General features: G+C 69.2%; 20 protein-coding genes. 12 read left to right on the top strand and 8 right to left on the bottom strand.

Annotated features, from left to right (window positions below; genetic code table 11):
• Nucleotides 1-19 precede the first annotated feature (19 nt).
• Nucleotides 20-1,366, bottom strand: coding sequence for an AI-2E family transporter (locus BQ8420_RS04295; protein ID WP_087096502.1), 1,347 nt, complete (start codon nucleotides 1,364-1,366; stop codon nucleotides 20-22).
• 175 nt (nucleotides 1,367-1,541) lie between these two features.
• Nucleotides 1,542-1,949, bottom strand: coding sequence for a YccF domain-containing protein (locus BQ8420_RS04300; RefSeq protein ID WP_087096503.1), 408 nt, complete (start codon nucleotides 1,947-1,949; stop codon nucleotides 1,542-1,544).
• A 718-nt stretch (nucleotides 1,950-2,667) separates the two neighbouring features.
• On the opposite strand from BQ8420_RS04300, the gene BQ8420_RS04305 reads away from it, so the two are divergent.
• On the top strand, nucleotides 2,668-2,967 hold the full coding sequence (locus BQ8420_RS04305) for a WhiB family transcriptional regulator (protein ID WP_255404805.1): 300 nt from the start codon (nucleotides 2,668-2,670) through the stop codon (nucleotides 2,965-2,967).
• A gap of 193 nt (nucleotides 2,968-3,160) precedes the next feature.
• Here BQ8420_RS04305 and BQ8420_RS04310 read toward each other — a convergent pair whose 3' ends face one another.
• Together BQ8420_RS04310 and BQ8420_RS04315 are read right to left on the bottom strand one after the other, a co-directional pair.
• Nucleotides 3,161-4,459, bottom strand: coding sequence for a phosphoribosyltransferase (locus BQ8420_RS04310; RefSeq protein WP_087096504.1), 1,299 nt, complete (start codon nucleotides 4,457-4,459; stop codon nucleotides 3,161-3,163).
• Nucleotides 4,460-4,651: 192 nt separating this feature from the next.
• A complete protein-coding gene (locus BQ8420_RS04315) occupies nucleotides 4,652-5,212 on the bottom strand; it encodes a GNAT family N-acetyltransferase (RefSeq protein WP_087096505.1) in 561 nt (186 codons plus the stop codon).
• Between the two features lie 317 nt (nucleotides 5,213-5,529).
• Here BQ8420_RS04315 and BQ8420_RS04320 point away from each other — a divergent pair, with 317 nt between their 5' ends.
• On the top strand, nucleotides 5,530-6,711 hold the full coding sequence (locus BQ8420_RS04320; RefSeq protein WP_200815790.1) for an MFS transporter: 1,182 nt from the start codon (nucleotides 5,530-5,532) through the stop codon (nucleotides 6,709-6,711).
• A 120-nt stretch (nucleotides 6,712-6,831) separates the two neighbouring features.
• On the opposite strand, the gene BQ8420_RS04325 is transcribed toward BQ8420_RS04320, so the two are convergent.
• The 3 genes from BQ8420_RS04325 to BQ8420_RS04335 all read right to left on the bottom strand — a co-directional run bounded on the left by BQ8420_RS04325 (nucleotide 6,832) and on the right by BQ8420_RS04335 (nucleotide 10,808).
• Nucleotides 6,832-7,572: a hypothetical protein gene (locus BQ8420_RS04325; RefSeq protein ID WP_087096507.1), complete on the bottom strand. Its 741-nt coding sequence runs from the start codon at nucleotides 7,570-7,572 to the stop codon at nucleotides 6,832-6,834.
• 29 nt (nucleotides 7,573-7,601) lie between these two features.
• On the bottom strand, nucleotides 7,602-9,083 hold the full coding sequence (locus BQ8420_RS04330) for a hypothetical protein (RefSeq protein WP_200815789.1): 1,482 nt from the start codon (nucleotides 9,081-9,083) through the stop codon (nucleotides 7,602-7,604).
• Between the two features lie 714 nt (nucleotides 9,084-9,797).
• The gene (locus BQ8420_RS04335; protein ID WP_087096509.1) at nucleotides 9,798-10,808 is read right to left on the bottom strand and encodes a YihY/virulence factor BrkB family protein; all 1,011 of its coding nucleotides are present in this window, start codon (nucleotides 10,806-10,808) and stop codon (nucleotides 9,798-9,800) included.
• Between the two features lie 159 nt (nucleotides 10,809-10,967).
• Between BQ8420_RS04335 and BQ8420_RS33180 the strand changes: the two genes are divergently transcribed.
• The 5 genes from BQ8420_RS33180 (at nucleotide 10,968) to BQ8420_RS04355 (ending at nucleotide 14,689) form a co-directional block, all read left to right on the top strand.
• Entirely contained in the window at nucleotides 10,968-11,036 is a 69-nt protein-coding gene (locus BQ8420_RS33180) for a putative leader peptide (protein ID WP_369825467.1), read from the top strand.
• A gap of 193 nt (nucleotides 11,037-11,229) precedes the next feature.
• On the top strand, nucleotides 11,230-12,927 hold the full coding sequence (locus tag BQ8420_RS04340) for a nitrite/sulfite reductase (protein WP_087096510.1): 1,698 nt from the start codon (nucleotides 11,230-11,232) through the stop codon (nucleotides 12,925-12,927).
• A 93-nt stretch (nucleotides 12,928-13,020) separates the two neighbouring features.
• Nucleotides 13,021-13,227 (top strand): hypothetical protein, encoded by a 207-nt coding sequence (locus BQ8420_RS04345; protein ID WP_067599758.1) that lies wholly within the window; start codon nucleotides 13,021-13,023, stop codon nucleotides 13,225-13,227.
• Entirely contained in the window at nucleotides 13,224-13,919 is a 696-nt protein-coding gene (locus BQ8420_RS04350) for a phosphoadenylyl-sulfate reductase (protein ID WP_087096511.1), read from the top strand. Before BQ8420_RS04345 ends, BQ8420_RS04350 begins: the two co-directional genes overlap by 4 nt.
• The gene (locus tag BQ8420_RS04355) at nucleotides 13,916-14,689 is read left to right on the top strand and encodes a sirohydrochlorin chelatase (protein WP_235005916.1); all 774 of its coding nucleotides are present in this window, start codon (nucleotides 13,916-13,918) and stop codon (nucleotides 14,687-14,689) included. Before BQ8420_RS04350 ends, BQ8420_RS04355 begins: the two co-directional genes overlap by 4 nt.
• Before the next feature lie 76 nt (nucleotides 14,690-14,765).
• Here the strand turns inward: BQ8420_RS04355 and BQ8420_RS04360 are convergent, their stop codons facing one another.
• Nucleotides 14,766-15,947 carry an MFS transporter gene (locus BQ8420_RS04360; protein ID WP_235005917.1) on the bottom strand — a complete coding sequence of 394 codons (1,182 nt, stop codon included), beginning with the start codon at nucleotides 15,945-15,947 and terminating at the stop codon, nucleotides 14,766-14,768.
• A gap of 229 nt (nucleotides 15,948-16,176) precedes the next feature.
• Here BQ8420_RS04360 and BQ8420_RS04365 point away from each other — a divergent pair, with 229 nt between their 5' ends.
• The 5 genes from BQ8420_RS04365 (at nucleotide 16,177) to BQ8420_RS04385 (ending at nucleotide 22,737) form a co-directional block, all read left to right on the top strand.
• Nucleotides 16,177-16,833 (top strand): pyridoxal 5'-phosphate synthase, encoded by a 657-nt coding sequence (locus BQ8420_RS04365; RefSeq protein WP_087096513.1) that lies wholly within the window; start codon nucleotides 16,177-16,179, stop codon nucleotides 16,831-16,833.
• A 95-nt stretch (nucleotides 16,834-16,928) separates the two neighbouring features.
• Entirely contained in the window at nucleotides 16,929-18,560 is a 1,632-nt protein-coding gene (locus BQ8420_RS04370; RefSeq protein ID WP_087096514.1) for an acyl-CoA dehydrogenase family protein, read from the top strand.
• Nucleotides 18,561-18,752: 192 nt separating this feature from the next.
• Nucleotides 18,753-20,897 (top strand): glycogen debranching protein GlgX, encoded by a 2,145-nt coding sequence (gene glgX, locus BQ8420_RS04375; protein WP_087096515.1) that lies wholly within the window; start codon nucleotides 18,753-18,755, stop codon nucleotides 20,895-20,897.
• Nucleotides 20,898-20,979: 82 nt separating this feature from the next.
• Nucleotides 20,980-21,780 carry a dihydrofolate reductase family protein gene (locus tag BQ8420_RS04380; RefSeq protein ID WP_087096516.1) on the top strand — a complete coding sequence of 267 codons (801 nt, stop codon included), beginning with the start codon at nucleotides 20,980-20,982 and terminating at the stop codon, nucleotides 21,778-21,780.
• Nucleotides 21,781-21,948: 168 nt separating this feature from the next.
• Nucleotides 21,949-22,737 (top strand): GntR family transcriptional regulator, encoded by a 789-nt coding sequence (locus BQ8420_RS04385; RefSeq protein ID WP_087096517.1) that lies wholly within the window; start codon nucleotides 21,949-21,951, stop codon nucleotides 22,735-22,737.
• Nucleotides 22,738-22,761: the final 24 nt, after the last annotated feature.

Below are 22,761 nucleotides of genomic sequence, written 5' to 3' on the forward strand. Positions count from 1 at the left end.
GGAGGCTCACATCCGGTCGTTATTCCTGTTCCCTGTCCTTGTCCACCTTGTCCTTGGTCCCTTTGGTCGGCTCGACCGTCGCCTCGTTCTGGGCCACCACGACGACCGCTTTGTCCGGGGCCCCCGTGCGGGGCTCCGCTTTCTCATCCGAGTTGTTCTCGGTGTTGACCGGAGGACGGTTGCGCAGCAGCGCGGCCAGGACGGCGGCGATCGGGGTCGCCAGGAACATGCCGGGGATGTTGCCGAGGATGCCGCCCGCGGTGATCGCGATCAGCACGACGGGCGAGGGCAACTCCAGGGCCTGCCCGTAGATCCGGGGGGCGAAGAAGCTGCTCTCCGCCTGCTGGACCACGACGACCGCGGCCACGATGATGAGCGCGACGACCGGCCCTTCGGCGACCAGGGCGACCAGGGCCGCCAGCAGGCCGGTGAGGAAGGCGCCGATGACCGGTAGGAACGCGCCGATGAACGTCAGCACGATCAGCGGGATCGCCAGGTTCACGTCCAGGAAGATGATCAGGAAGATACCGATGCCGACGGCGTCGATGACACCGACCATCGCCACGCCCCGCACGTAGCGACCCATCACCCCGTAGGCGACGCCACTGGCGTGACGCAGGCCCGGACGGGACTTGGGCGGCAGGAGGGTGACGACCCAGTCCATGAGTTTGTCGCCGGAGTGCACGAAGTACACGGTCATGGCGATGACCAGGACCAGACCGAGCAGGATCTGCACCACGGCCGTGCCGGCGGTCCAGGCGCCGCTGAGCAGCTGGTCGGTGTTGTCGGTGATCATCCCCTGGACCTGCGCCCAGGCGTTGTTCAACATCTCGGTGAACAACGCCGGGTCGACGAAGGGGATCTCCACCTTCTGGAGCTGCATGAAGGCGCTGCTGACGCTGGCGACCAGCCCGTCGAAACCCTGTATGGCGGGCGAGACGATCATGGTGACCACGCCGCTGAGCACGACCAGTGCCGAGAGGACGGACAGCGCGGTCGAGGAGCCCCGGCCCAGACCCTTGCGCCGCAGCCAGTTGGCCATCGGCATGAGCAGGGCGGTGATGAAGACGGCGAGCACCACGGGCAGGGTGATCACTGACAGGTGGAGCACCGCGTAGACGAACAGGCCCACCACGATGCCGATGAGCAGGATCCGCCAGGCGACGTCACTGACCATCCGCAGCAGGTCACCGGCGCCGACGTCGTCCTGCTCGGCCGCGGCCCGCTTCTCCTGTTCCACCTTGGCCTCGGACTCGACGCGCGCCTCTTCCTGCGCCTCCAGATGGGCGAGGCGGTCGGCGCGGGCTCTGCGCGAGACGAGCCACTTGTTCAGGAGCGCCCAAACTCCCGGCCGCTGGGCTTGCACATGGACTCCATTCTCCGGTGATCACACCGAGGTCGCTCATCGACGGCGACCATCCGTATGCCGTTGTCGTCTTATGCGGGGGATGGGAAGGGATGGTGCACTGATGTCGTAGTGGGGTTGATGCACGTTACAGGGCCCCGGTTCTGGGCGGACCCCCGTGATAGGCACAACTTCGTCAGAACTGCCAGGGTTCCCGTGCGTGTCCGCTGTCGACGATCTCGTTGCCGAAGGGGGCCAGGGCGACGGGGATCATCTTGATGGAAGCCCAGGCCATGGGGATGCCGATGATGGTGACGGCCAGGCCGGCCGCGGTGACGATGTGACCGATCGTCAGCCACCATCCCGCGACGATCAGCCAGATGACGTTCATGAAGGTGGCACCGCCGCCGGAGCCCTGACGGCGCACGAGGTCGCGGCCGAAGGGCCAGATGGCGTACTTGGCCATGCGGAAGGAGGCGACGCCGAAGGGGATCGTCACGATGAGGACGCAGCAGATGACGCCGGCGAACAGGTAGCCGAGCGCCAGCCAGAAGCCGGCGACGAAGATCCAGATGATGTTGAGAATGAGCCGCAAGAGGGCCACGGTGATTCGTCTCCTTGAGTCTGTCCCTGGACACGGGTGCGCTTCGTCGGGTACCCGATCGAACACATCCTGTTCTCTATCGTCTGGGACTCTCGCACACCACGCTCTGTTCCACCTTCGACCCCTGGCTTTGCCCCTAGGGGATGGCGCGGGGGTCTCGGCGACGTTCCGGACACCATCGGGGGCTTTCGAGCACCCCGGTCGTTCCTCGCGGAGAGTGAGGACATACGGTCATGCCCAATCTCGGAGACCTACAGCGGCCAGAATGTGATGGGCGCATCAGAGGGACCCCCTAGGCAGGGGCGGCATGGCCCCATACGATGTCCCTTGTCCTTCACAAGACGGTCGTACATGTGATCTGCGACGAACTCGGACAAATATCCATAGACCTGGTGTCAGGCATCAGGTTTCGGTAACAGTTGAACGAGTAATTTCCCCACCCCCCGTGCACGATCGGGAGTGGGGATGGCATGATTACGTACCGGCTCGGACGGAGGCTGTCACCGCCTCCGCAGCCGTTCGCGTGAGCGCACCCCTTCATCGACAGGCATCGCCTGCTGTGATGGTGCATTTGGTGGTCTCAGCCACACCGGGGAACAACGCCTACACCGCCCGACGTTTGCGTCGTGCGGGGTGTCTCGCGCCAAGTGACCGACTTGTTGGTGACTGAAGCTTTTCAAGACAGCTTACTAGTGATTTCAGTAGAGGTGGTTCAAGCATGTCTCAGGTACGTCGGCAGGCCGCGCTGCGCCCCCGCCCGAGCTGGGGGTGGCAGGATGCCGCCGCGTGCCGGGGCGAGGACCTTGTGCTCTTCTTCGGCCCGGATGGCGAACGTCAGCCGGAGCGAGAGATTCGCGAGCGCAAGGCCAAAGAGATCTGTGCGGCCTGCCCGGTTCGAACCGACTGCCTGGACTACGCGATCTCGCGTCCGGAGAAGTACGGCACCTGGGGTGCTCTGAACGAGGACGAGCGCGCCTCCGAGCGCCGTCGTCGTATGCGTCGCGCCAACGCCGCCTAAGTCCGCGCGTCATTCCCCACGCGGAACTCTTCCCGGATGGCCCCGGCCCCGATAACCCGCGGCGCTCCGACATCGAATGTCGGAGCGCCGCGGGTTTTCCCTTGTCCGGGTCACGGAACGGTCGCGAACGTCTTACCCGGAAGGTATCTCGGACCGGCCCGGTGTACCCTTCCGGCCTCGTGTCGGCCCCGATCTACTCGGCACGACGGAACAGGTGCCGGTCGAACCAGTCCAGGCTCCGCACCGCGACCTCACGCCACTGCCGCGTCCCGCCCAGGAGCCGGTCGGCCCCGGAGACCACACCCAGCTCCGAGGGGCCGCCCAGACGGGACATCGTCCACTCCCCCAGTTCGCGCACGAACGACTCCTCGCTCTCCAACAGGATGAGCGTGGGCGCCCGGACCTTCCCCAGCGCCGGTTCGGCCAGGTCCACACGACCTCCGTGCACCACGACCGACGCCACGTCCTGAGGCAGCTCCGCCGCGGTCACCAGAGCCGCGGGCGCCGCGTCGCCCCACCCCATGACGCCCAAGGGTTCGCTGGCCGCGTCGGTGGCCCGGCGCAACCAGGTGACCGCCGCGCTCAATCTCTCCCCCAGTACCTCGGTGTCCCCCTCGTCGTCGCCGTCGTCCCCGGTCAGCAGGTCCAACAGCAGGGTGGCGTAACCGGCCCGCTGCAACGAGGAGGCGATCGCCCGCCGTTCCGGGTCCCCGCGTCCACGCCCGAAGGCCATCACCACCACACCGCGCAGAGCCGTGGGCATGGTGAGGTCACCATCGAGGTAGACCTGCCCGGCGCGGATCCGTACGGCGCGGGCCACCTCCGGCCGCGGACGCGAGCGTTCCAGGTCGAGCAGGATCGTGGTGACGTGGTCGTCCGAGAGCTGATCGAAGTCCCGGTACCACTCCCCCACGGCGCGGAAGTTGTCCGGCGCGCTGATCACCACCACGGCGTCGGCCTCACCCTTGAGTGCCTCCAACACCTCGGAGGAGGCCACCGGCACCGCCAACACCAGGCTCGACGGCCCGGCCTGGCGCACCATCCTCAGGGCGGCGCGGGCGGTGCCGCCGGTGGCCACCCCATCGTCGACCACCACGCAGTCACGGCCGGCGATCCGAGGCATGGAGCGCTCGCCCCGGTAGACACGACGCCGACGGTCGAGTTCGTCCCGTTCGGAGGCGACGGTGTCGGAGAGCGCCTGGCGTGGGAGTCGCATCCGGGCCAGGGCGAGGTCGTCGTAGAAGACGTGGCCGTCCTCGGTGATCGCGCCGACCCCGGTCTCGGGCCGACCGGGCAGACCGATCTTGCGCACCATGAGGACGTCGAAGTCCGCGCCGAGTCCGCGCGCGAGTTCGGCACCCACCGGCACTCCGCCGCGTGGCAGGGCCAGAACGATCGGATCGTCGACCGCGTGTGGACGCACACGTTCGGTGAGGCGTCGCCCCGCCTCGGTTCGGTCGGTGAAGGGCAGGGATACGGGTACCGGGTTCATGTCGTCGCCGGTGCCGGGGGCGTGGGCCCGGCACCCCTCCTTCCGGCCGTCCGTCGAACACGCCGCTCGAAAAGTGCTACCGGCATACCCCGCCGTACACGGATTACAACCCCGAGTCCGGGCAAAACCCGCATGCCTCACGAACACGCCACACGTCCGGGGCCGGGCCGAAGGGGGGCCGACCATGGTGTGTCAGGCCGGACGGAAGCCGTTGCGCAGCACCGCCATCTGCAGCGCGTCGTGTCTGCGCCCCTCCCACAACAGTGATTCGCGCAGGCGACCCTCGACGTAGAAACCACAGGAACGGTAGACAGCGATGGCACGCATGTTGAACGCGTACACCTGCAACCAGAGTCGGTGCAGGCCGATCTCCTCGAAGGCGTGGCCCAACACCAACTGAGTGGCCTCCCGCCCCAATCCCTTGCCGGTGAACTCGATGGCCGACAGGGCTATGCGGTAGCCCGCGGTCTCGTTCTCCGGGGAGACCGCGTAGATGGAGAGCTCGCCGAGGTAGCGGCCGTCCTTGGGCGAGATGATCGCCAGGTCCAGACGGTCGTCCCCTTCGGCGCGGCTGTGACACCACCGACGCGCCTGATCGTAGGTCAGGTGGCCGTGCGAACCCGTGAGCCTACGGACCTCCTCGTCCAGTCCCGCGGCGAAGTAGGCATCGGTGTGCTCCGGGCCGAGGGGGACCAGAGACACGTTCTCGCCGGTGAGGGTGGGCTTGTCTCTCAGCGCGCTCGTGTTGATCATGCGGGTCTTCCGGTTCCGGCCGGGACCGTGGGGCACGGCATTACCCGGGTGAGGGAGACGGCGGTCAGGGGTGCCGCACGCGGAACGGGTCGCGGTGGCGTGGCCTGGGGACATGGGCCGGGACGGGGGCGAAGTGGGGCGAATCCTTCCGGGTTCTCGGTGGGGGTACGGGCTCCCTATGTAAAACACCTCCGCCCCGAAAGGCAAGCCCGGCGGGAGAGTGGTCGACAAAACGCTGTTCATCCGATGATCGGACTGGATAGGATCTGCCCGCATCGAAAGCGCCCTGGGAGCCGCCCGTGAACACCCCGACCGACATGTCCACCACACCACCGCCCGAGGCCCGACGTGCCCGGGTCGCGGTGTCCACCCTGTTCTTCGTGAACGGGTTCACCTACACCAACGCGGTGCCCTGGCTCCCCGTGATCAAGAACGGGTTGGGTCTGAGCAACGCGGAACTGGGGTTGGCGATCGCGGCGATGCCGTTCGGCGCGATCCTCACCGGCATGCTCGCCGGTCCGCTCATCCATTGGTTCGGCAGTGGCCGGACCGCGGTGGGGACGAGCCTCATCAGCCTGGGAGCGCTCCCATTCATCGCGCTCGCGCAGAACTGGTGGATGCTCGCGGGCGCCCTCTTCGTGCTGGGCTGCGCCGACACCTGGACCGACTCCGCGCAGAACTCACACGGTCTGCGGGTCCAGCGACGCTATCGGCGGAGCATCATCAACACCTTCCACGCCGTGTGGAGCCTGGCCGCGGTCTCCGGTGGGCTGCTCGGCGCCACCATGGCGGGCACGGGGGTGCCCATCCTGTGGCACCTGGGCGGGGTGACCGTCGTGCTCGTGGTGATCAACCTCCTGGTCTCCCGCATGCTGCTGCCCGGGCCGGAGAACAGCGAACGCGAGGACGGGACCAACGGCCACGACGGTGGCCGCGTCCGCATGTCCGGTCGCGCCGTGGTCCTGCTCCTGGCGCTGGGCGTGCTGTTGATGATGGCCGGCGGCATCGAGGACTCCGCCGCCTCCTGGGGCGCGGTGTACATGACCTCGGAACTGGACGCGGCGCTGTTCCTGGCCGCCATGCCGTTCGTGGCCTGCCAGGCGATGATGACACTCGGGCGGCTCATCGGCGACCGGGTCACCGACCGCTTCGGCGCGGTGGTCGTCGGACACGCGAGCGGTCTGCTGTCCGCGGGCGGGATGGCCCTGGCGCTGGCGTTGCCGCACCCGGTCACCACCATCATCGGCTTCGGGGTGATGGGACTGGGCGTGTCCACCCTGTTCCCGCTGACCCTGGCCGCCGCGGGGAACGTCCCGGGGGTGCGCACCGGCGACGGGGTGACCCTGGTGGGATGGCTGGGCCGGGTGGGTTTCCTGGCCTTCCCCCCGACCGTGGGGTTCCTCGCCGACTCGATGACCCTGGGCGGCGCCCTGTGGGTGATCGCCGTCGGGGGCGCGGCCGCCTTCCTCCTGGCCCCGGCCCTGCGGCCACGTTCCTGAGGACGCCCCGGCCGGCGGTCGAACCGACCGGCGGGAACCACGGGCATGACGGAGGGCCCCGACCTCGACGGTCGGGGCCCTCCTCACGTCAGAGCCCACGGGGTGGACACGGACGCGGTGTTACCCGATCAGACTCGGACGGCGGCTGCCGGCCCACAGGGCCAGAGCACCGATACCGGTCACCACGGCGCCGCCGAGCACGAAGCCCGACAGGTCGACGCCGGTCGCGGCGAGGTTCGGGTCGCCGGCGTTGTCGGCCGTCGAGGACGGCGTGGTGGGAGTGGTCGCACCGGGGCTCTGGCCCTGGTCACCCTCACCGTTGTCGCCCTCGTCGCCTTCGCCGCCGTCACCCTCGTCGCCGCCATCGTCGCCATCACCGGGAGGAGGCGTCTGGCCGTCGTCCGGCGGCGTCGTCGGGTCGTCGTCCTCGGGCGGAGGCGTCTCGCCACCGTCCTCGTCGTCACCGTCGTCACCGTCGTCACCGTCGTCACCGTCGCCGGGGGGAGGGTCCTCGCCCTCATCCGGAGGATCGGTGGGGTCCGGCGGATCCACGGGGTCCGGAGGATCGACCGGGTCCGGCGGCGGCTGCTCTTCACCACCGTCACCAGGGGGAGGCGTCTCACCGTCTTCGTCCGAAGGGAAGAACGGCAGGATGTTGACGTTCTCGACGGAGCTCTCCACAGCCGCGCCGAGGTCGATCTCGACCTCGACCGGCTGGGACTCGACGGTCTCCTCGGTCACCTCGGGGGTGACGTCAGGGGTGGTCTCGTCCGCGGTCACGGCGAACGCCGGGCCCACGGAGAAACCCGCCATGAAGAGACCCGCCGCGGTAACGGTGAGTACCCGATTCTTGGGGGACATCCGACTCCTTTCTTTTCTCTTGTGAGTGATCACTCAGGGGGGATGGCGTACAGGTGGCCCTCGTGGACCACCACCGCGCGGTCGCCGAGCAGGCCGCGCGGAGTCTCTGCGCCCTCGGGAACGTCGGTGGGCTCACCGGAGGCGTCGATCGCCACCGGGGCCCCGTCGAGTTCACCGAAGACCTGGTCACCGAGGGTGACCTCGGGTTCGAAGCCCGGGACGACGTTGGTCCCACCGCTGCCGGGGGCGAACAGCACCGGGCCGTAGGCGGCCAGGTCGGGGCCGAGGGGGCCGGTGCGGTGCTGAACCTCCGCCAGGTCCTCCTCCTCGACCTCGGCGGTGCCCAGCACCGAACCGTCGGAGTTGTCGTGGAAGGCGAGGAGATGACCGTCGCCGTCCTCCGTCTCCCAGTGGACGAGCGCGTAGCCGCGCAGGAAGGTCATGACCTCGTCCAGGTCGCCGGCGCCGTCGGGCTGTTCGGGTTCCACTCGCTGGGGGTCCTCGCCCGGGGCGACCCAGTGCCAGGGGCCCTGGAGAACGCCGGCGAGCGCGCGGCCGTCCTCGGCGAGCAGCGCCGCGGAACCTCCGGGGGTGTCGACCTCGGCGAGCTCCCCGTCCACCAGGACGTAGGCATCGTCGTCGTCGCGCACCAGGACACCGTCGCCGACGAACTGGGCGGAGGCGGACTCGTTCAACTCGACGTTGACGGCGGTTCCTCCCCCCTCCGGCCAGAACCAGAGGGCTCCGGGGGTCTCCAAGGCGATGTGCGTGGCGCCGTCGAACTCCACGAAACGGGGGCTGCCGAGCGCCTTACCCGCCTCGAAGGGCAGATCGACCGACCATTCGCGGGACCCTTCCGCGTTGAGCAGGTTGAGCCGCTCCGCCGGGTCGATGTAGACGAGGCGCTCCCCCTCGCGGTCGACCGCCGGCAGGGTGTCGGGGGCCAGCTCTTCGGTGATGTCCACCGTGGCGGCGTAACCGGGCGGCGCGGGGTGGCCCAGTTCCACCACCGTGTCGTCCCCTCCCTCCTCGGAGGCCGCGGTGGACCCGGAGAGGAACCTCGCGGCGACCAGTCCGCCTCCGGCCAGGAGCAGCAGGGCCAAGCAGGCGGCGCCGACGATGAGGAGCACGCGTCGACGTTTGGCCCCGTCGGCACGGCCCTTCGGGGTGGTGGGTGCCATGGCGGGCACGGGCCCGGTCGGAGGCCGCGACGGCGTTTCCTGCGGAGGCTGTGCCTGAACGGGCTGGTCGGCAGCCTGAACGACCCCGTCGGGGGTGGCGATCAGACGCCAGAAACCGTTGGCGTCACGTGCTTCCACGAGCACCGGCTGCCCGATGTGCGCGGCGTAGCCGGTGGCGACGTCCAACGCCGCGCGCCGGGTCTCTTTGGGGGCCTGACCCTGGACGACCTGTCGCCGACCCTCGATGACGATTTCGGCGTTGCGTTCGTCCGGCGCGATGACGATGACGGCGGTGGGCCGGGGATGCCCCGGGCGGGACGCCCGGCTCATGGTGCCTCCGAAGGCGTGTGGAACATGGACCTGTCCGTGGACTGGAAAGAGGAGAGCGTGATCGACGATGACGTGCGGTGGCGGCCCGGCGGGGTGACCGAACAGGGGGTTACGGCACAGACGTAGTCATTGCTGGACGTGATCATACTGATCCCCACAGGAGCCGACCGAGCCTATCGGATGCTGGGAAAACGGACATGGTTCGCACTCACTCCCACGGTTTTCACTGGATGCGGCCGATGACCTGCGCTGTTCCGGAACCACCCACCGAACGCCGGGCACGCTTCACTCCCTCAGCACTGGTTCGGACACGCAGAAAGGGGTCGAGGTTGACGCCGAAACTGGCCGGATCCGGCCACGGAGGGTCCCCGGAAACTCACGGGTACGGTCCCTGCGCACCGTTGCAGCACCGGACCGGAGCCCCCGAGCGACCGCCCCTGGATCGTGTGCGGCCCGGGGGTGAGGCCGATCAACAGGGTCTGCCCCGGTGCCGATCCCCCCACCCGGGCACCGTCCACGTACACCCGGTAGTCGACGAGGATCCGGGCGCGCGTCCCGAAGAGATGGCACTCCATGGCCGGGTTTCCTTGGGGGGGAGGTCACACGGGACCTTTCGTGGGCGGTCCGGCTCGGGGCGACGGGATCGCGGCTTCCCGCCGGACGTCGTGAGGATACCGACAACCGCCGTGACGCGGGGGTTTCGGCCGTTTGTGGTCAGCGACCGTTCTGTTCGTTGATGGTGTCGATGACCGCCTGCTCCCGACGCTGGGCGATGCGGTCGGCCCGTTCGAAACGTCGGTTGGCGAGTTCCGCCCGGGCGGCGGCGGTGCGCACCGTCGGCCACAGGGCGTCGATCTCGGAGTTGAGTGAGGATCCCACGAGCACCGCGATCGCCATGACGTACAACCAGGCCAGGATGGCGATGGGGGCGGCCAGCGACCCGTAGATGCTGACCTGCCCGAAGGAGGCGTCCAGGTAGACGCGCAACAGCGCGGAACCGCTCAGCAGGACCAGCGTGGCCAGCGCAGCCCCGGGCAGGTGACGCCACAGCGGGGTGCGCACCGGGACGCTGAGCGCGTACAACAGCGTCACCGCCGCGGTGACCATCAGCCCCACGAGGGGCCAGTAGAGGAGGTTGAGTCTGCCCACGGTGACCGGCAGCAGCTCGTGGACCAGGTCCGGACCGGCCACCATGATCGGCAGCACCAGCACCGCGAAGAACAGACCGCCCAGGTAGGCGAAGAAGGCCAGCAGACGCTGGCCCAGCCATCCGCGGAGCTCGTCCAGGCCGTAGGAGATGGTGATGGAGCGGATGAACACGTTCATCGCGCGCGAGCCCGACCACAGGGACACCAGGAACGTCACCGACAGCAGCCCGCCCTGGACACCGCCGAGGAAGTCGTCCACCAACGGCTCCACCACGGAGGCGACCGTTTCGGGGGTGAGGATGCGCGCGGCCAGGTCCAGCATCCACTCGCGGATCTCCACCACGAGTTCCTCGCCGAACACCATCGCCAGCGGACCGAGGGCGCCCAGGAGACACAGCAGGAGCGCCGGCAGGGAGATCAACGCGAAGAAGGCCGACTCGGCGGCCAGGCCGATCACCCGGTCGCGGGACAAGGCGCGGATGGTGCGCAGGATCAACAGGGTGCCGTTGTGGACCATGGGGTGCCGGCCGAGCCACACGTCGGCCGCTCTCCACAGGCTCTCCCAAAAACCCACCACAAGGAGAACGTTAGCGGTAGTGGCGCAGCTCGGGCGGCCCCACCCCGTGGCCGGGAATGCCGCAACATGACGTGAGTCACTCACGCGCGGGGTCGGCACACCTGGACAACGGCCCGATGGGCGTGCCATTCTCGAAACATGATCGCTGCTTTGGACCCCATGCTCCGCGTGCGCCGCCACGTGGACTTTCAGCGGGTCAGCAGCGCGATCTGTCGCAGCGTCGGATAATCCCCTCGCCGCCTTGACGCACCCGTGAATTCAGTGGGTGCCCGCGGCCCCGGCGCTCCACACTCTTCTTGAACTCCCACACACGCGGGCTTCACCCGTTGCACCTGTCACGACGACGTGCGGTGCCGGCGGGTCCTGTGGTGATGGCACCGGGACCGTGGTCACCCCCGTGACCCCATCGGAGACACCCGCGATGCCTCCCTCTTCCGCGCAGCCCGGCAAGGCCACGACGGCCGCCGCACCTCGGCGCCGCCGTGGCGAGGGCCAATGGGCCCTCGGCTACCGTGAGCCGCTGAACAAGAACGAGGAGAACAAGAAGAACGACGACGGGCTCAACGTCCGCGATCGGATCATCAACGTCTACTCCAAGGGCGGGTTCGACTCGATCGACCCCGCCGACCTTCGAGGGCGGTTCCGCTGGTTCGGGCTCTACACCCAGCGGGCCCCGGGCATCGACGGCGGCAAGACCGCCGTCCTGGAGCCCGAGGAGCTCGACGACCGCTACTTCATGCTGCGGGTGCGCATCGACGGTGGTCAGCTGAGCGTGGCCCAGCTGCGCGCGATCGCGGAGATCTCCCGTGACCACGGCCGTGACACCGCCGACATCACCGACCGACAGAACGTCCAGTACCACTGGATCCGGGTCGAGGACGTGCCCGCCATCTGGGAGAAGCTGGAGTCGGTGGGGCTGTCCACCACCGAGGCGTGTGGCGACACCCCCCGAGTGATCATGGGCTGCCCGGTGGCGGGGGTGGCCGAGGACGAGGTCCTGGACCCCAGCGAACAGATTCGGCAGATCTACGACGAGCACATCGGCAGCCCGGAGTTCTCGAACCTGCCCCGCAAGTTCAAGACCTCCCTGTCCGGGTGCACCGTGCACTGCGTCAACCACGAGATCAACGACGTGGCGTTCGTGGGCGTACGCAACGAGGCGGGCGAGACGGGCTATGACCTGTTCGTCGGCGGCGGCCTGGCCACCAACCCGATGTTCGCCAAGCGTCTGGGCACGTTCCTGCGCCCCGACCAGGTCAGCGAGGTCTGGGCGGGTGTGGCCGGGCTCTTCCGCGACTACGGCTACCGCCGGCTGCGCACCCGCGCGCGGATCAAGTTCCTCATCAAGGACTGGGGCGCCGAGAAGTTCCGTGAGGTGCTGGAGAAGGAGTACCTCGGCTACGAGCTCCCCGACGGCCCCGAGCCGATCCTGGACCCGGGCGTGCGCCGTGACCACGTGGGCGTGCACCGCCAGAACGACGGACGGTTCTACGTGGGCTTCGCGCCGAAGGTGGGCCGGGTCTCGGGTACTTCGCTGCTGCGGGTGGCCGAGATCGCCGAGGAGCACGGGTCGGACCGTGTGCGCACCACACCCGACCAGAAGCTGATCATCCTCGACGTCGAGGAGGAGCGGATCGCCTCGATCAGCGCCGCTTTGGAGTCCGAGGGCTTCGAGGTCGACCCGAGCGTGTTCCGCCGCCAGACGATGGCCTGCACCGGCATCCAGTTCTGCAAGTTGGCGATCGTGGAGACCAAGGACCGCGCCTCCACCCTGATCGACGAGCTGGAGAAGCGCCTGCCGGACTTCGAGGAGCCGATCAGCATCAACGTCAACGGCTGCCCGAACTCGTGCGCGCGCGTCCAGGTCGCCGACATCGGTCTCAAGGGCCAGCTCATGTTGAACGAGCGCGGCGAGCAGGTGGAGGGCTACCAGATCCACCTGGGCGGCGGTATGGGGCTCACCCAGGCCTTCGGCAAGAAGATCCGCGGGCTGAAGAGCACTGCGGACGACCTGCCCGACTACGTCGAGCGGGTGTTGCGACGCTTCCAGACGCAGAAGGAGGACGGCGAGAACTTCGCGGCGTGGGCGGCCCGCGCCGACGACGCCGACCTCAAGTGACGCCCTCCCGGTAACGAACGCACGGGCTCCACGAGCCCCGCCCGGCCCCCGATTCCCCGGGGGCCGGGCCCGATCCGAAGAAGGAGGTGCGCCGTGTCCGAAAGGGCCGCACCTTACTACTGCCCCTACTGCGGCGACGAGGACCTGGTGCCCGAGGAGGGCGCCGCCGTCAAGGGCGAGGGCTACCCCTGGGCCTGCCTGTCCTGCGCCCGAGTGTTCCGGGTCAAGTACGTGGGTCTGCGCTCCGCGTCGTTCTCCGCGGGCGGCGCCCCCTCCAGACCGACGGAAGGGAACGAATGAACGCCACCATCACCGAGGGTCCCGAACTGGCCGAGCGGGCCGCGGCCGAGCTGGAGGAGGCCACCGCCAAGGAGATCATCTCCTGGGCCGGCGAGACCTTCGGCGACCGTCTGTGCATGACCTCCTCGATGGCCGACGCCCTCATGGTCGACCTGGCCGCCGAGGCGCTGCCGGGGATCGACGTGATCTTCCTCGACACCGGCTACCACTTCGCCGAGACCATCGGCACCCGTGACGCCGTGGCGTCCCTCTACGACATCAACCTCGTCACCGTGGAGCCGAAGCGAACCGTGGCCGAGCAGGAGCTGGTCCTGGGTCCACGGCTGCACAACCGCGACCCCGGCATCTGCTGCCACCTGCGCAAGGTGGAGCCCCTACAGCGGGCGCTGGAGCCCTACTCGGCGTGGCTGACCGGCCTGCGCCGGGAGGACTCGGTGACCCGCCGCGACACCCCGGTCGTGCAGTGGGACCGGCGTCGAGGGATGACCAAGGTCAACCCGATCGCCCGATGGTCCCGGGAGGATGTGGACACCTACATGAGCGAACACGGTGTGCTGGTGAATCCGCTCCAGTACGACGGCTATCCCTCGATCGGCTGCGAGCCGTGCACCCGAAGGGTCGCTCCGGGCGAGGACCCCCGCAGTGGCCGTTGGGCCGGGACCGGCAAGACCGAGTGCGGGATCCACACGTGAGCGGGGACGCGCGGGCGCCGCGAGGGCCCGTGTCCATCCCGTTGCTCGCGGTGGCCCATGGGAGTCGGGACCCGAGGGCGGCCGAGGCCGTGTCGGCGCTGTTCGACCGGGTGCGCTCGCTGCGCCCGGAGCTGGACGTCCGACTGTCCTACCTGGACCACGTGGCGCCCAGCGCCGAGGCCGCGTTGGACGAACTGGCCGCCGGTGGGGCCGGCGAGGTGGTGGTGCTGCCGACCCTGCTGACGGCGGCCTTCCACAGCAAGGTGGATCTGCCCGAGGTGCTCGCCACGGCCCGCGAACGCAGCCCGTGGTCGCGGGTGCACTACGCCGACACGTTGGGGCCGCACCCGCTGCTGTCCGCGGCGGTGGAGCGGCGTCTGACCGAGGTGGGCGCGCACGCCGACCCCGAGACCGCGTTGGTGCTGTGCTCCGCCGGGTCCAGCGATCCGGAGGCCAACGCCGTGGTGGCTCGGCTGGCCGAAGAACTGGGCGAACGCGGCCCGTGGCGTGAGGTGGTGGCCGCCTACGCTTCGGCCGCCTCCCCCACACCCGATGAGGCCGTCGCGGCGGCGTGTGGTCGCGGGGCCGGGCGGGTGGCGGTGGCCACCTACCTGTTGGCGCCGGGGTTCTTCGCCGACCGGATCCACGACCGGGCGATGGCGGCGGGTGCGTCCGTGGTCTCCCCCACCCTGGGCGACTCCCCCGAGCTCGCCCGGATCGTGGTGGAGCGCTACGACGCCGCGGTGGCCACCCGGCACTCGGTGGTCTGAGCTCGAACGAACACACCGAGCGGGTGGCTCTTCGGGGCCGCCCGCTCTCCGTGTTCGGGATCGTCCGCGTTCGTGGTCATCTCGCGGCGATGGACGCGGTGGCCAGGACCACCGCGGAGAACAACAGGGCCCCGGGCGCGCCCACCACACCGGCGACACCGGCCGCCGCTGCCGGGATGGCGACCTGGCCCAGCCGGTTGCCCCAGATGCGCAGCGCCAGGGCCGCGCCACGGGCCCCTTCGGGGGCCAGGGTGGTGACCTCGGCCATGGTGAGGGGTTGACCCACGCCGAGGAGGAACCCGCCCACCACCAGGACCACCGCCAGAGCGGCGAAATCGCTCGTGGGCAGGGACACCAGGACCAGTGCGACGGCCGTCACCCCCGTGCTGGTGATGATGAGGGCCTTGCGGGACCAACGGCGCAGCATCCACGGCAGGCTCAGCCGGGAGAGCAGGGAGGCTCCGGCTCGCAGGCTCAACAGCACCCCGACGAGCATCGGGGAGATGCCACGGCTCTCGGCGATGAGCGGCAGGTACGCGGTGAGGATGTCCACCGCGGTGAGCAGCGCCAGGCTGGTGAGCAGGGCGGAGGGCATCCGCCGACGGCTCAGCAGGACCCGGGTGGGAACCGGGGGCGCCGCCTTCTGCTCGGCGGTGCGCCGAAGCGGGCGCAGGCGTGCGAGCGGCAGCAGTGGCAGGATGCCCAGGGCCGCCACGACACCGGCGACCACCAGCGCGGAGGAGGTGGCCGAGAGCAGGGCGGGGCCCGAGGCGTCGGCGAGGATGACACCGGAGATCAGTGGCCCCGCGAGCTGCCCCAGGGACGCGGCGGCGGTGAACCAGCCGAAGTCGCGGTCCAGGTGTTCGGGACGCGAGTAACGGGCGATGAGGGCCTGTGAGGCGATCATGCACAGCAGCTGTCCCACGCCCACGACGGTGCTCGCCAAGGCCAGCCCGAACAGGCCCACGGAAGCGGCCAGGAAGAGGCCGCCCGCGGCGAGGATGATCGAACCCAGGCCCGCGATCCAGGCGATACGGGCCGTGCGGTCGATGAAGCGGCCCACGGAGACCGCGATGAGCAAAGGGAGCAGGGCGTAGGCGGCGGTGACCAGTCCGACCTCGACCGCGTCGCCGCCCAACGCGATGGTCCGGTAGGAGATGAGTGGTCGGATGAGGTTGAGCGCGGTGTGGACCGACATCACGCTGCCCAGGAGGCCCCAGAGCCACCGTGAGCCTCCGTCGGTTCGCTCGCCCGCCATGTTCCCCCTTCGCGCCGTGCCCGCCGTGACATCCCGGGATTCATCCCGTCACGGGATCACTACTCGTGTGGGGTGCCGATCGGCGTCCGGCATCGTATCGGGAGCCCCCTGTCGGCCTCTCCACCGGGTCGACGTCCTTCCAGGTGGACCCGGCAGGACAGGGCCTCCACGCTCCTCGTCGACCTCGATAGGTTCGACGTATCGACGCCGATCCGACGGGGAGCACGAGATGGCCGAGAGTATGCGGGACCTGTTGCGGGGGTTGACGGTGTTCGCCGGGCCCCTGGCCTCCTTCGATCCGGAGACCGCACCACGGGATCCGCTGGAGCTGTTCCGGGAGTGGTTCGCCGAGGCGGTCGACACCGGTGTGGCCGAACCGCACGCGATGACGGTGGCCACCGTCGACGCCGACGGCGCGCCCTCCGCCCGCGTCCTCATCATGAAGGACCTCACGGAGGAGGGGTGGTGGTTCGCCACGACCACGACCTCCGCGAAGGGGCGGGACCTGGCGAAGAATCCGAACGTGGCGCTGCTGTTCTTCTGGGGGCCACAGGGGCGCCAGGTACGGGTGCGGGGCCGGGCCGAACTCGCCGGCGCCGAGGCCCGCGCGGCCGACTTCCGCAACCGGCCGTTGGAGGGGCGGGTGGCCGGACTGCACGGACGCCAGAGCGAACCCCTGGGTGCGGCGTCGGAGATCCACCGCGTGGCCGAGCACAGTCGCGCCCGATTGGAGGCCGATCCCGACCTGGCGCCCGACGACTGGGGCCTGTACCTGGTGCGGCCGCGGGAGGTGGAGTTCTGGCAGGGCGACCCGGACCGCAGGCACACCCGGCTGCGCTACGAACGCGAGGGCACGGAGTGGCGTCGCGGGCTGCTGTGGCCCTGACCCGAACAAGACCGAACGCAATTCGGTTCGGAGGTGGCGGACGGATATGCTGCGGCTCACCCACCCGCCGCCCTCGGACCAGGAACGGAGCCGGTATGCCCGCTACACACGAGGTGTTCAACCAGGCCACCCCGCTCGGCGACCACAACGCCGCCGACGACCCCGCGCTCGTGGACGGTCTGCGCCGTGAGGGCGCGGGCTGGGCCGAGGCCGAAGTACGCGAGGTCGGTTCGGCCGCGGGTTCCGAGCGTGTTCGTGCCTGGGGCGAGTCCGCCAACACCTACACCCCCGTGCTGCGCACCCATGACCGTTTCGGCCACCGCGTGGACGAGGTCGACTACCAGCCCGCCTACCACGTCCTCATGGACCAGGCCGTGGAGCACGGCATGCACGCGGCACCGTGGGCGGACGAGCGAGCGGGCGCGCACGTGGCCCGTGCCGCCAAGTTCTTCCTGTGGTCCCAGGCCGAGAGCGGGCACGGTTGCCCCATCTCGATGACCTACGCGGCGGTACCGGCGCTACGCCACTCCCCCGAGCTGGCCGCACAGTACGAGCCGCTGCTCACCGCGCGCTCCTACGACTTCGGGTCGCGCCCTCCGCTGGGCAAGAGCGGTCTCCTCGCCGGAATGTCCATGACCGAGAAGCAGGGAGGTTCGGACGTGCGCGCCAACACCACGCGCGCGGTGCCCACCTCCGAGGGCCACTACCTGCTCACCGGACACAAGTGGTTCACCTCCGCGCCGATGAGCGACGTGTTCCTGACACTGGCGCAGGCACCGGAGGGCCTGACCTGTTTCCTCGTGCCGCGGGTGCTGCCCGACGGAACCCGCAACAAGCTGTTCGTCCAGCGGTTGAAGGACAAGCTGGGCAACCGGTCGAACGCCTCCGCCGAGTTGGAGTACGACGGCGCGGTCGCGCACCTGGTGGGCGAGCCGGGGCGGGGCGTGCCCACCATCATCGAGATGGTCAACGGCACCCGTCTGGACTGCGTGATCGGTTCGGCGTCGGGGATGCGCGCCGCCCTGGTGCAGGCGCTGCACCACAGCGAGTCGCGCAGCGCGTTCGGGGAACGCCTGGTGGATCAGCCGCTGATGCGCAACGTGCTCGCCGACCTGGCGCTGGAGTCGGAGGCGGCCACGGCGCTCATGATGCGTCTGGCGGGGGCCGCCGACCGCTCCGTGCGGGGCGACGAGGGCGAGATCGCGTTCCGTCGGCTCGGTGTGGCCGTGGGCAAGTTCTGGATCACCAAGCGTCAGCCCGCGCACGCCGCCGAGGCGTTGGAGTGCCTGGGCGGCAACGGGTACGTGGAGGAATCGGGCATGCCGAGGCTGTTCCGGGACTCCCCCCTCAACTCCATCTGGGAGGGTTCCGGGAACGTGGCGGCGCTGGACGTGCTGCGCGCGATGGCCAAGTCACCGGAGTCAGTGGAGGCCTTCCTCGCCGAGCTGAACGCGGCCGTGGGCGCCGACGACCACTACGACGCCGCCCTCAAGCGCCTGGAGCAGACTCTGGGCGACGTGGACGAGATGCAGTACCGGGCGCGTTCGGTGGTCGAGCTGATGGCCGTGACCCTGCAGGCGTCGGTGTTGCTGCGACACGCGCCGACCCCGGTGGCCGAGGCGTTCACCGCCTCACGGCTCGGCGGCGAGTGGGGGCACGTGTTCGGGACGCTGCCCCGGGGCGTGGATACCGGTCTGATCCTGGAACGAGCCCGACCGCGCCGATGAATTCATCGCCCTCGCCGTTTTATTGAACAACCTCGCAAATCTGGCATAAATCACCATAAGAAGACTCGCGAAACAGGCCGGTGCAGGAACATCGGTCTGTTTCGGCATACTTTCGCGGCCTTGGCGGAAGGAAAGAAGGCGCAACGCCAAAGCGCCCTTCCGGGCCCCGACCACAAGAGACTGACGACGCCTATGGTGGAAGTCTGGCCAGGTAGTTCGTATCCGCTCGGTGCGACCTACGACGGCTCCGGCACCAATTTCTCGCTCTTCTCAGAAGCGGCCGAACAGGTGGAACTGTGCCTGTTCGATGACGAGGGGGTGGAGACCCGCATACCCCTGACCGAATACGACGGCTTCGTCTGGCACGGGTACCTTCCCGGGGTGGGCCCGGGCCAACAGTACGGGTACCGGGTCCATGGACCCTACGCACCCGAACAAGGCCTGCGCTGCAACCCGAACAAGCTGCTCACCGACCCCTACGCCAAGGCGCTGAACGGCGAACTGACCTGGCACGAGTCGCTGTTCAGCTACCATTTCGCCGACCCCGACCGCAAGAACACCGCCGACAGCGCACCGTACGTGCCCAAGTGCGTGGTGGTCAGCCCGTTCTTCGACTGGGGCAACGAGTCGCGTCCGAGCACCCCGTACCACCAGACGGTGATCTACGAGACGCACGTGCGCGGCCTGACGATGCGCCATCCGGGCATCCCCGAGCACCAGAGGGGAACCTACTCGGGGCTGGCCCACCCGGCGATGATCGAGTACCTCACCTCCCTGGGGGTGACCGCGATCGAGCTCATGCCGGTGCACCACTTCGTGCCCGAACACGCCATGGTGGCGCGCGGCCTGACCAACTACTGGGGGTACAACACACTGGCGTTCCTGGCCCCGCACAGCGGATACGCGGCGCTGGGGTCCCGCGGTCAGCAGGTCCAGGAGTTCAAGGCGATGGTGAAATCGCTGCACGAGGCGGGCATCGAGGTGCTGCTCGACGTGGTCTACAACCACACCGCCGAGGGCGACCACATGGGGCCCACGCTGTCCTGGCGGGGTATAGACAACCTGGGCTACTACCGGGTCTCCGACGAGGACCAGCGCTACTACCTCGACTACACGGGCTGCGGCAACAGTCTCAACGTGCGGCACCCGCACTCGCTCCAGCTCATCATGGACTCGCTGCGGTACTGGGTCCTGGAGATGCACGTGGACGGGTTCCGCTTCGACCTGGCCTCGGCACTGGCCCGGGAGTTCCACGACGTCGACCGACTGAGCACGTTCTTCGACATCGTCCAACAGGATCCGGTGATCTCCCAGGTCAAACTGATCGCCGAGCCCTGGGACGTGGGCCCGGGCGGCTACCAGGTGGGCAACTTCCCACCGCTCTGGACCGAGTGGAACGGCAAGTACCGGGACACGGTGCGCGACTTCTGGCGTGGTGAGCCGGTCAAGGGCGAACTGGCCTCACGGCTGGCCGGGTCCAGCGACCTCTACCAGGACGACGGACGCCGTCCCGTGGCCTCGATCAACTTCATCACCTGCCACGACGGTTTCACCATGGCCGACCTGGTGTCGTACGACAACAAGCACAACGAGGCCAACGGCGAGGGGAATCGGGACGGCACCAACGACAACCGTTCCTGGAACCACGGGGTGGAGGGACCCACCGAGGACCCCGCCATCCTCACCCTGCGCCGCCGCCAGGTCCGCAACTACCTCGCCACCCTGTACCTGTCCCAGGGCGTGGTGATGCTCTCGCACGGCGACGAGATCGGTCGCACCCAGGGCGGCAACAACAACGCCTACTGCCAGGACAACGAGATCGCGTGGATCGACTGGGAGGGCGCCGGACTGGCCGGGGAGTACCCGGAGAACGATCTGTTGGACTACGTGCGCGGGCTGGCACGGCTGCGCAGGGAACACCCGGTGTTCCGCCGCCGCCGGTTCTTCCGCGGCAGCCCGGTGGAGGGAGGGCGGGCCGGCGAGGACGGGCTGCCCGACATCTCGTGGCTGCGCCGGGACGGCTCGGCCATGGAGGGCGACGACTGGAACAGCGGTGACCGCGCCCTGGGAGTGTTCCTCAACGGGGACGCCATCACCGAACCCGATCCTCGGGGACGCACGATCCGGGACAGCTCGTTCGTGATGCTGCTCAACAGCGGTCCGGACGCGGTGGAGTTCAAGCTGCCGGGGACCGAGTACGGCATGGCGTGGGAGACGGTCCTGGACACCGCCGAACCGGACGTGGGCGGGCGTCCGTTCGTGACCGCGGGCTGCCCGGTGCGGGTGATCGACCGAGCCCTGATGCTGCTGCGCCGCGTCTCGCCTCGTCACGCTTGAGGTCCGACCGCGCCCCTCTCGGTACCGCCCGCACGCGCGCCGAGAGGGGCCCGGTCCCCCGGATCCTTCTAGCCTGGTGGTTATGTCGAACACTCACGCCGCGGGTGGATCCGCGCCCGCACGACTTCGCGAGCTCCTCCCCGACCCCGGTCGCACGGACGTGCGACCGGAAGAGGCCTACGCCTACCCCACCGACCTGGACCGGCCCTGGGTGCGCGCCAACATGGTCGCCAGCGTCGACGGCGGGGCCGTGGGGCCCTCGGGGCGCAGCCTCGACCTGTCCTCGAAACCGGATCGCAGGGTGATGGGGGTACTGCGGGGCCTGTGCGACGTCGTGGTGGTGGGCGCCTCCACCGCCCGGCACGAGGGATACAAACCGGTGCGCCCACGCGAGGTGTGGGCGAAGCTGCGCGAGGGCCGACCCGCCACACCACGGATCGCCGTGGTCTCACGGACCCTGGAAATCGACGACGAACTGCTCACCGCGGCCCCCGACGACGCCCGCACCCTGGTGTTCACCGTCGAGAACAGCCCCGCCGACCGGCGGGCGTTCGTGGCGCGACACGCCGACCTGGTGGTGGTCGACGAGTACTCGGTGCGCCCACGGCACATCCTCGACGCCCTGTCCGAGAGAGGTCTGTACCGGGTGTTGACGGAGGGAGGTCCACACCTGCTGGCGGAATTCGTCGCGGCCGACCTGCTCGACGAACTGTGCCTGACGGTGAGTCCGCACCTGCTGGGCGTGGGCTCGCCCCGGATCGTGGCGGGAGGGCCACCGGTCCCGGGCGTTCCGGGCGTGGGCACGGCGCAGACCACTCCGCTGCGGTTGGCGCATCTGTTGGAAGCGGAGGGCAGCCTGTTCTCGCGCTACCTGCGGGCTTGAGGACTTCCCCCGGAGGGTCCGCCCTAACCGCCCTGTTTCGGTCCCCCCACAATGACGCATGAACCATCCCGCAACCGGACATACCCGTGGTGTGCCATCCACTGAAAACGCTGTGACCGGACACACCGCATCGACGGGGCTCACCGGTGTAGTCCCCTGGGCGAGAGGATGAACGTAGTGCCGACGTCCGAAAACGGGTCACCTCCGGTCTACAGGGAGATAGCCGAGGAACTTCGAACACGGATCCGCTCCGGACGGTACGCCGACGGCGACCGTCTTCCCGGGGAGAACACCCTCATGGAGCGTCACGGGGTCGCCAGGGCGACCGCGCGCCAGGCGCTCTCCGTACTGATCAACGAAGGCCTGGCCGTGGCCGTCCGCGGCTCGGGCATCTACGTCCGCTTGTTCCGTCCCCTGCGAAGACACGGCGCCCGACGTCTGTCCAAGGAACTGTGGGGCGGCGGGCGGGCCATCTGGCAGACCGACAGCGAAACCCGAGGATACGAGGTGGAAGGCCTCGTGATCGAGGAGGTGGCCCCCGGAGCGCACGTCCTGCGCGCCCTGGACCTACCGGAGGGGTCCACGGTACTGCGCCGTTCCCGGCGCTACCTCGTGGACGGTAGACCGGTGCAGAGCGCCGTGTCCCACCTGTCCCCGTCCTCTTGGGAGGGGCGAGAGACCTCCGACGCCGCGCAACGCCTACAAGCCCACGACAGCGGCCCCGGCGGGATCTACGCGCGATTGACCGACCTCGGCAACGGACCGGCCCACTTCACCGAGGAGATCCGGGTCCGTATGCCCACCCCCGAGGAGACCGTGGAACTGGAGCTGTTCCCCGGCACCCCCGTGCTGGAGGTGGCGCGCACCGCGCTGACCGCCGACCACCGTCCGGTGGAGTTCAACGAGATCACCATGGACGGTTCGGCGTACGTGCTCCAGTACGACTTCGACGCCTGAACACCCCCGCCCACCCCCCTGTGG

This window comes from Nocardiopsis sp. JB363, from assembly GCF_900143625.1.
Lineage (GTDB): Bacteria > Actinomycetota > Actinomycetes > Streptosporangiales > Streptosporangiaceae > Nocardiopsis.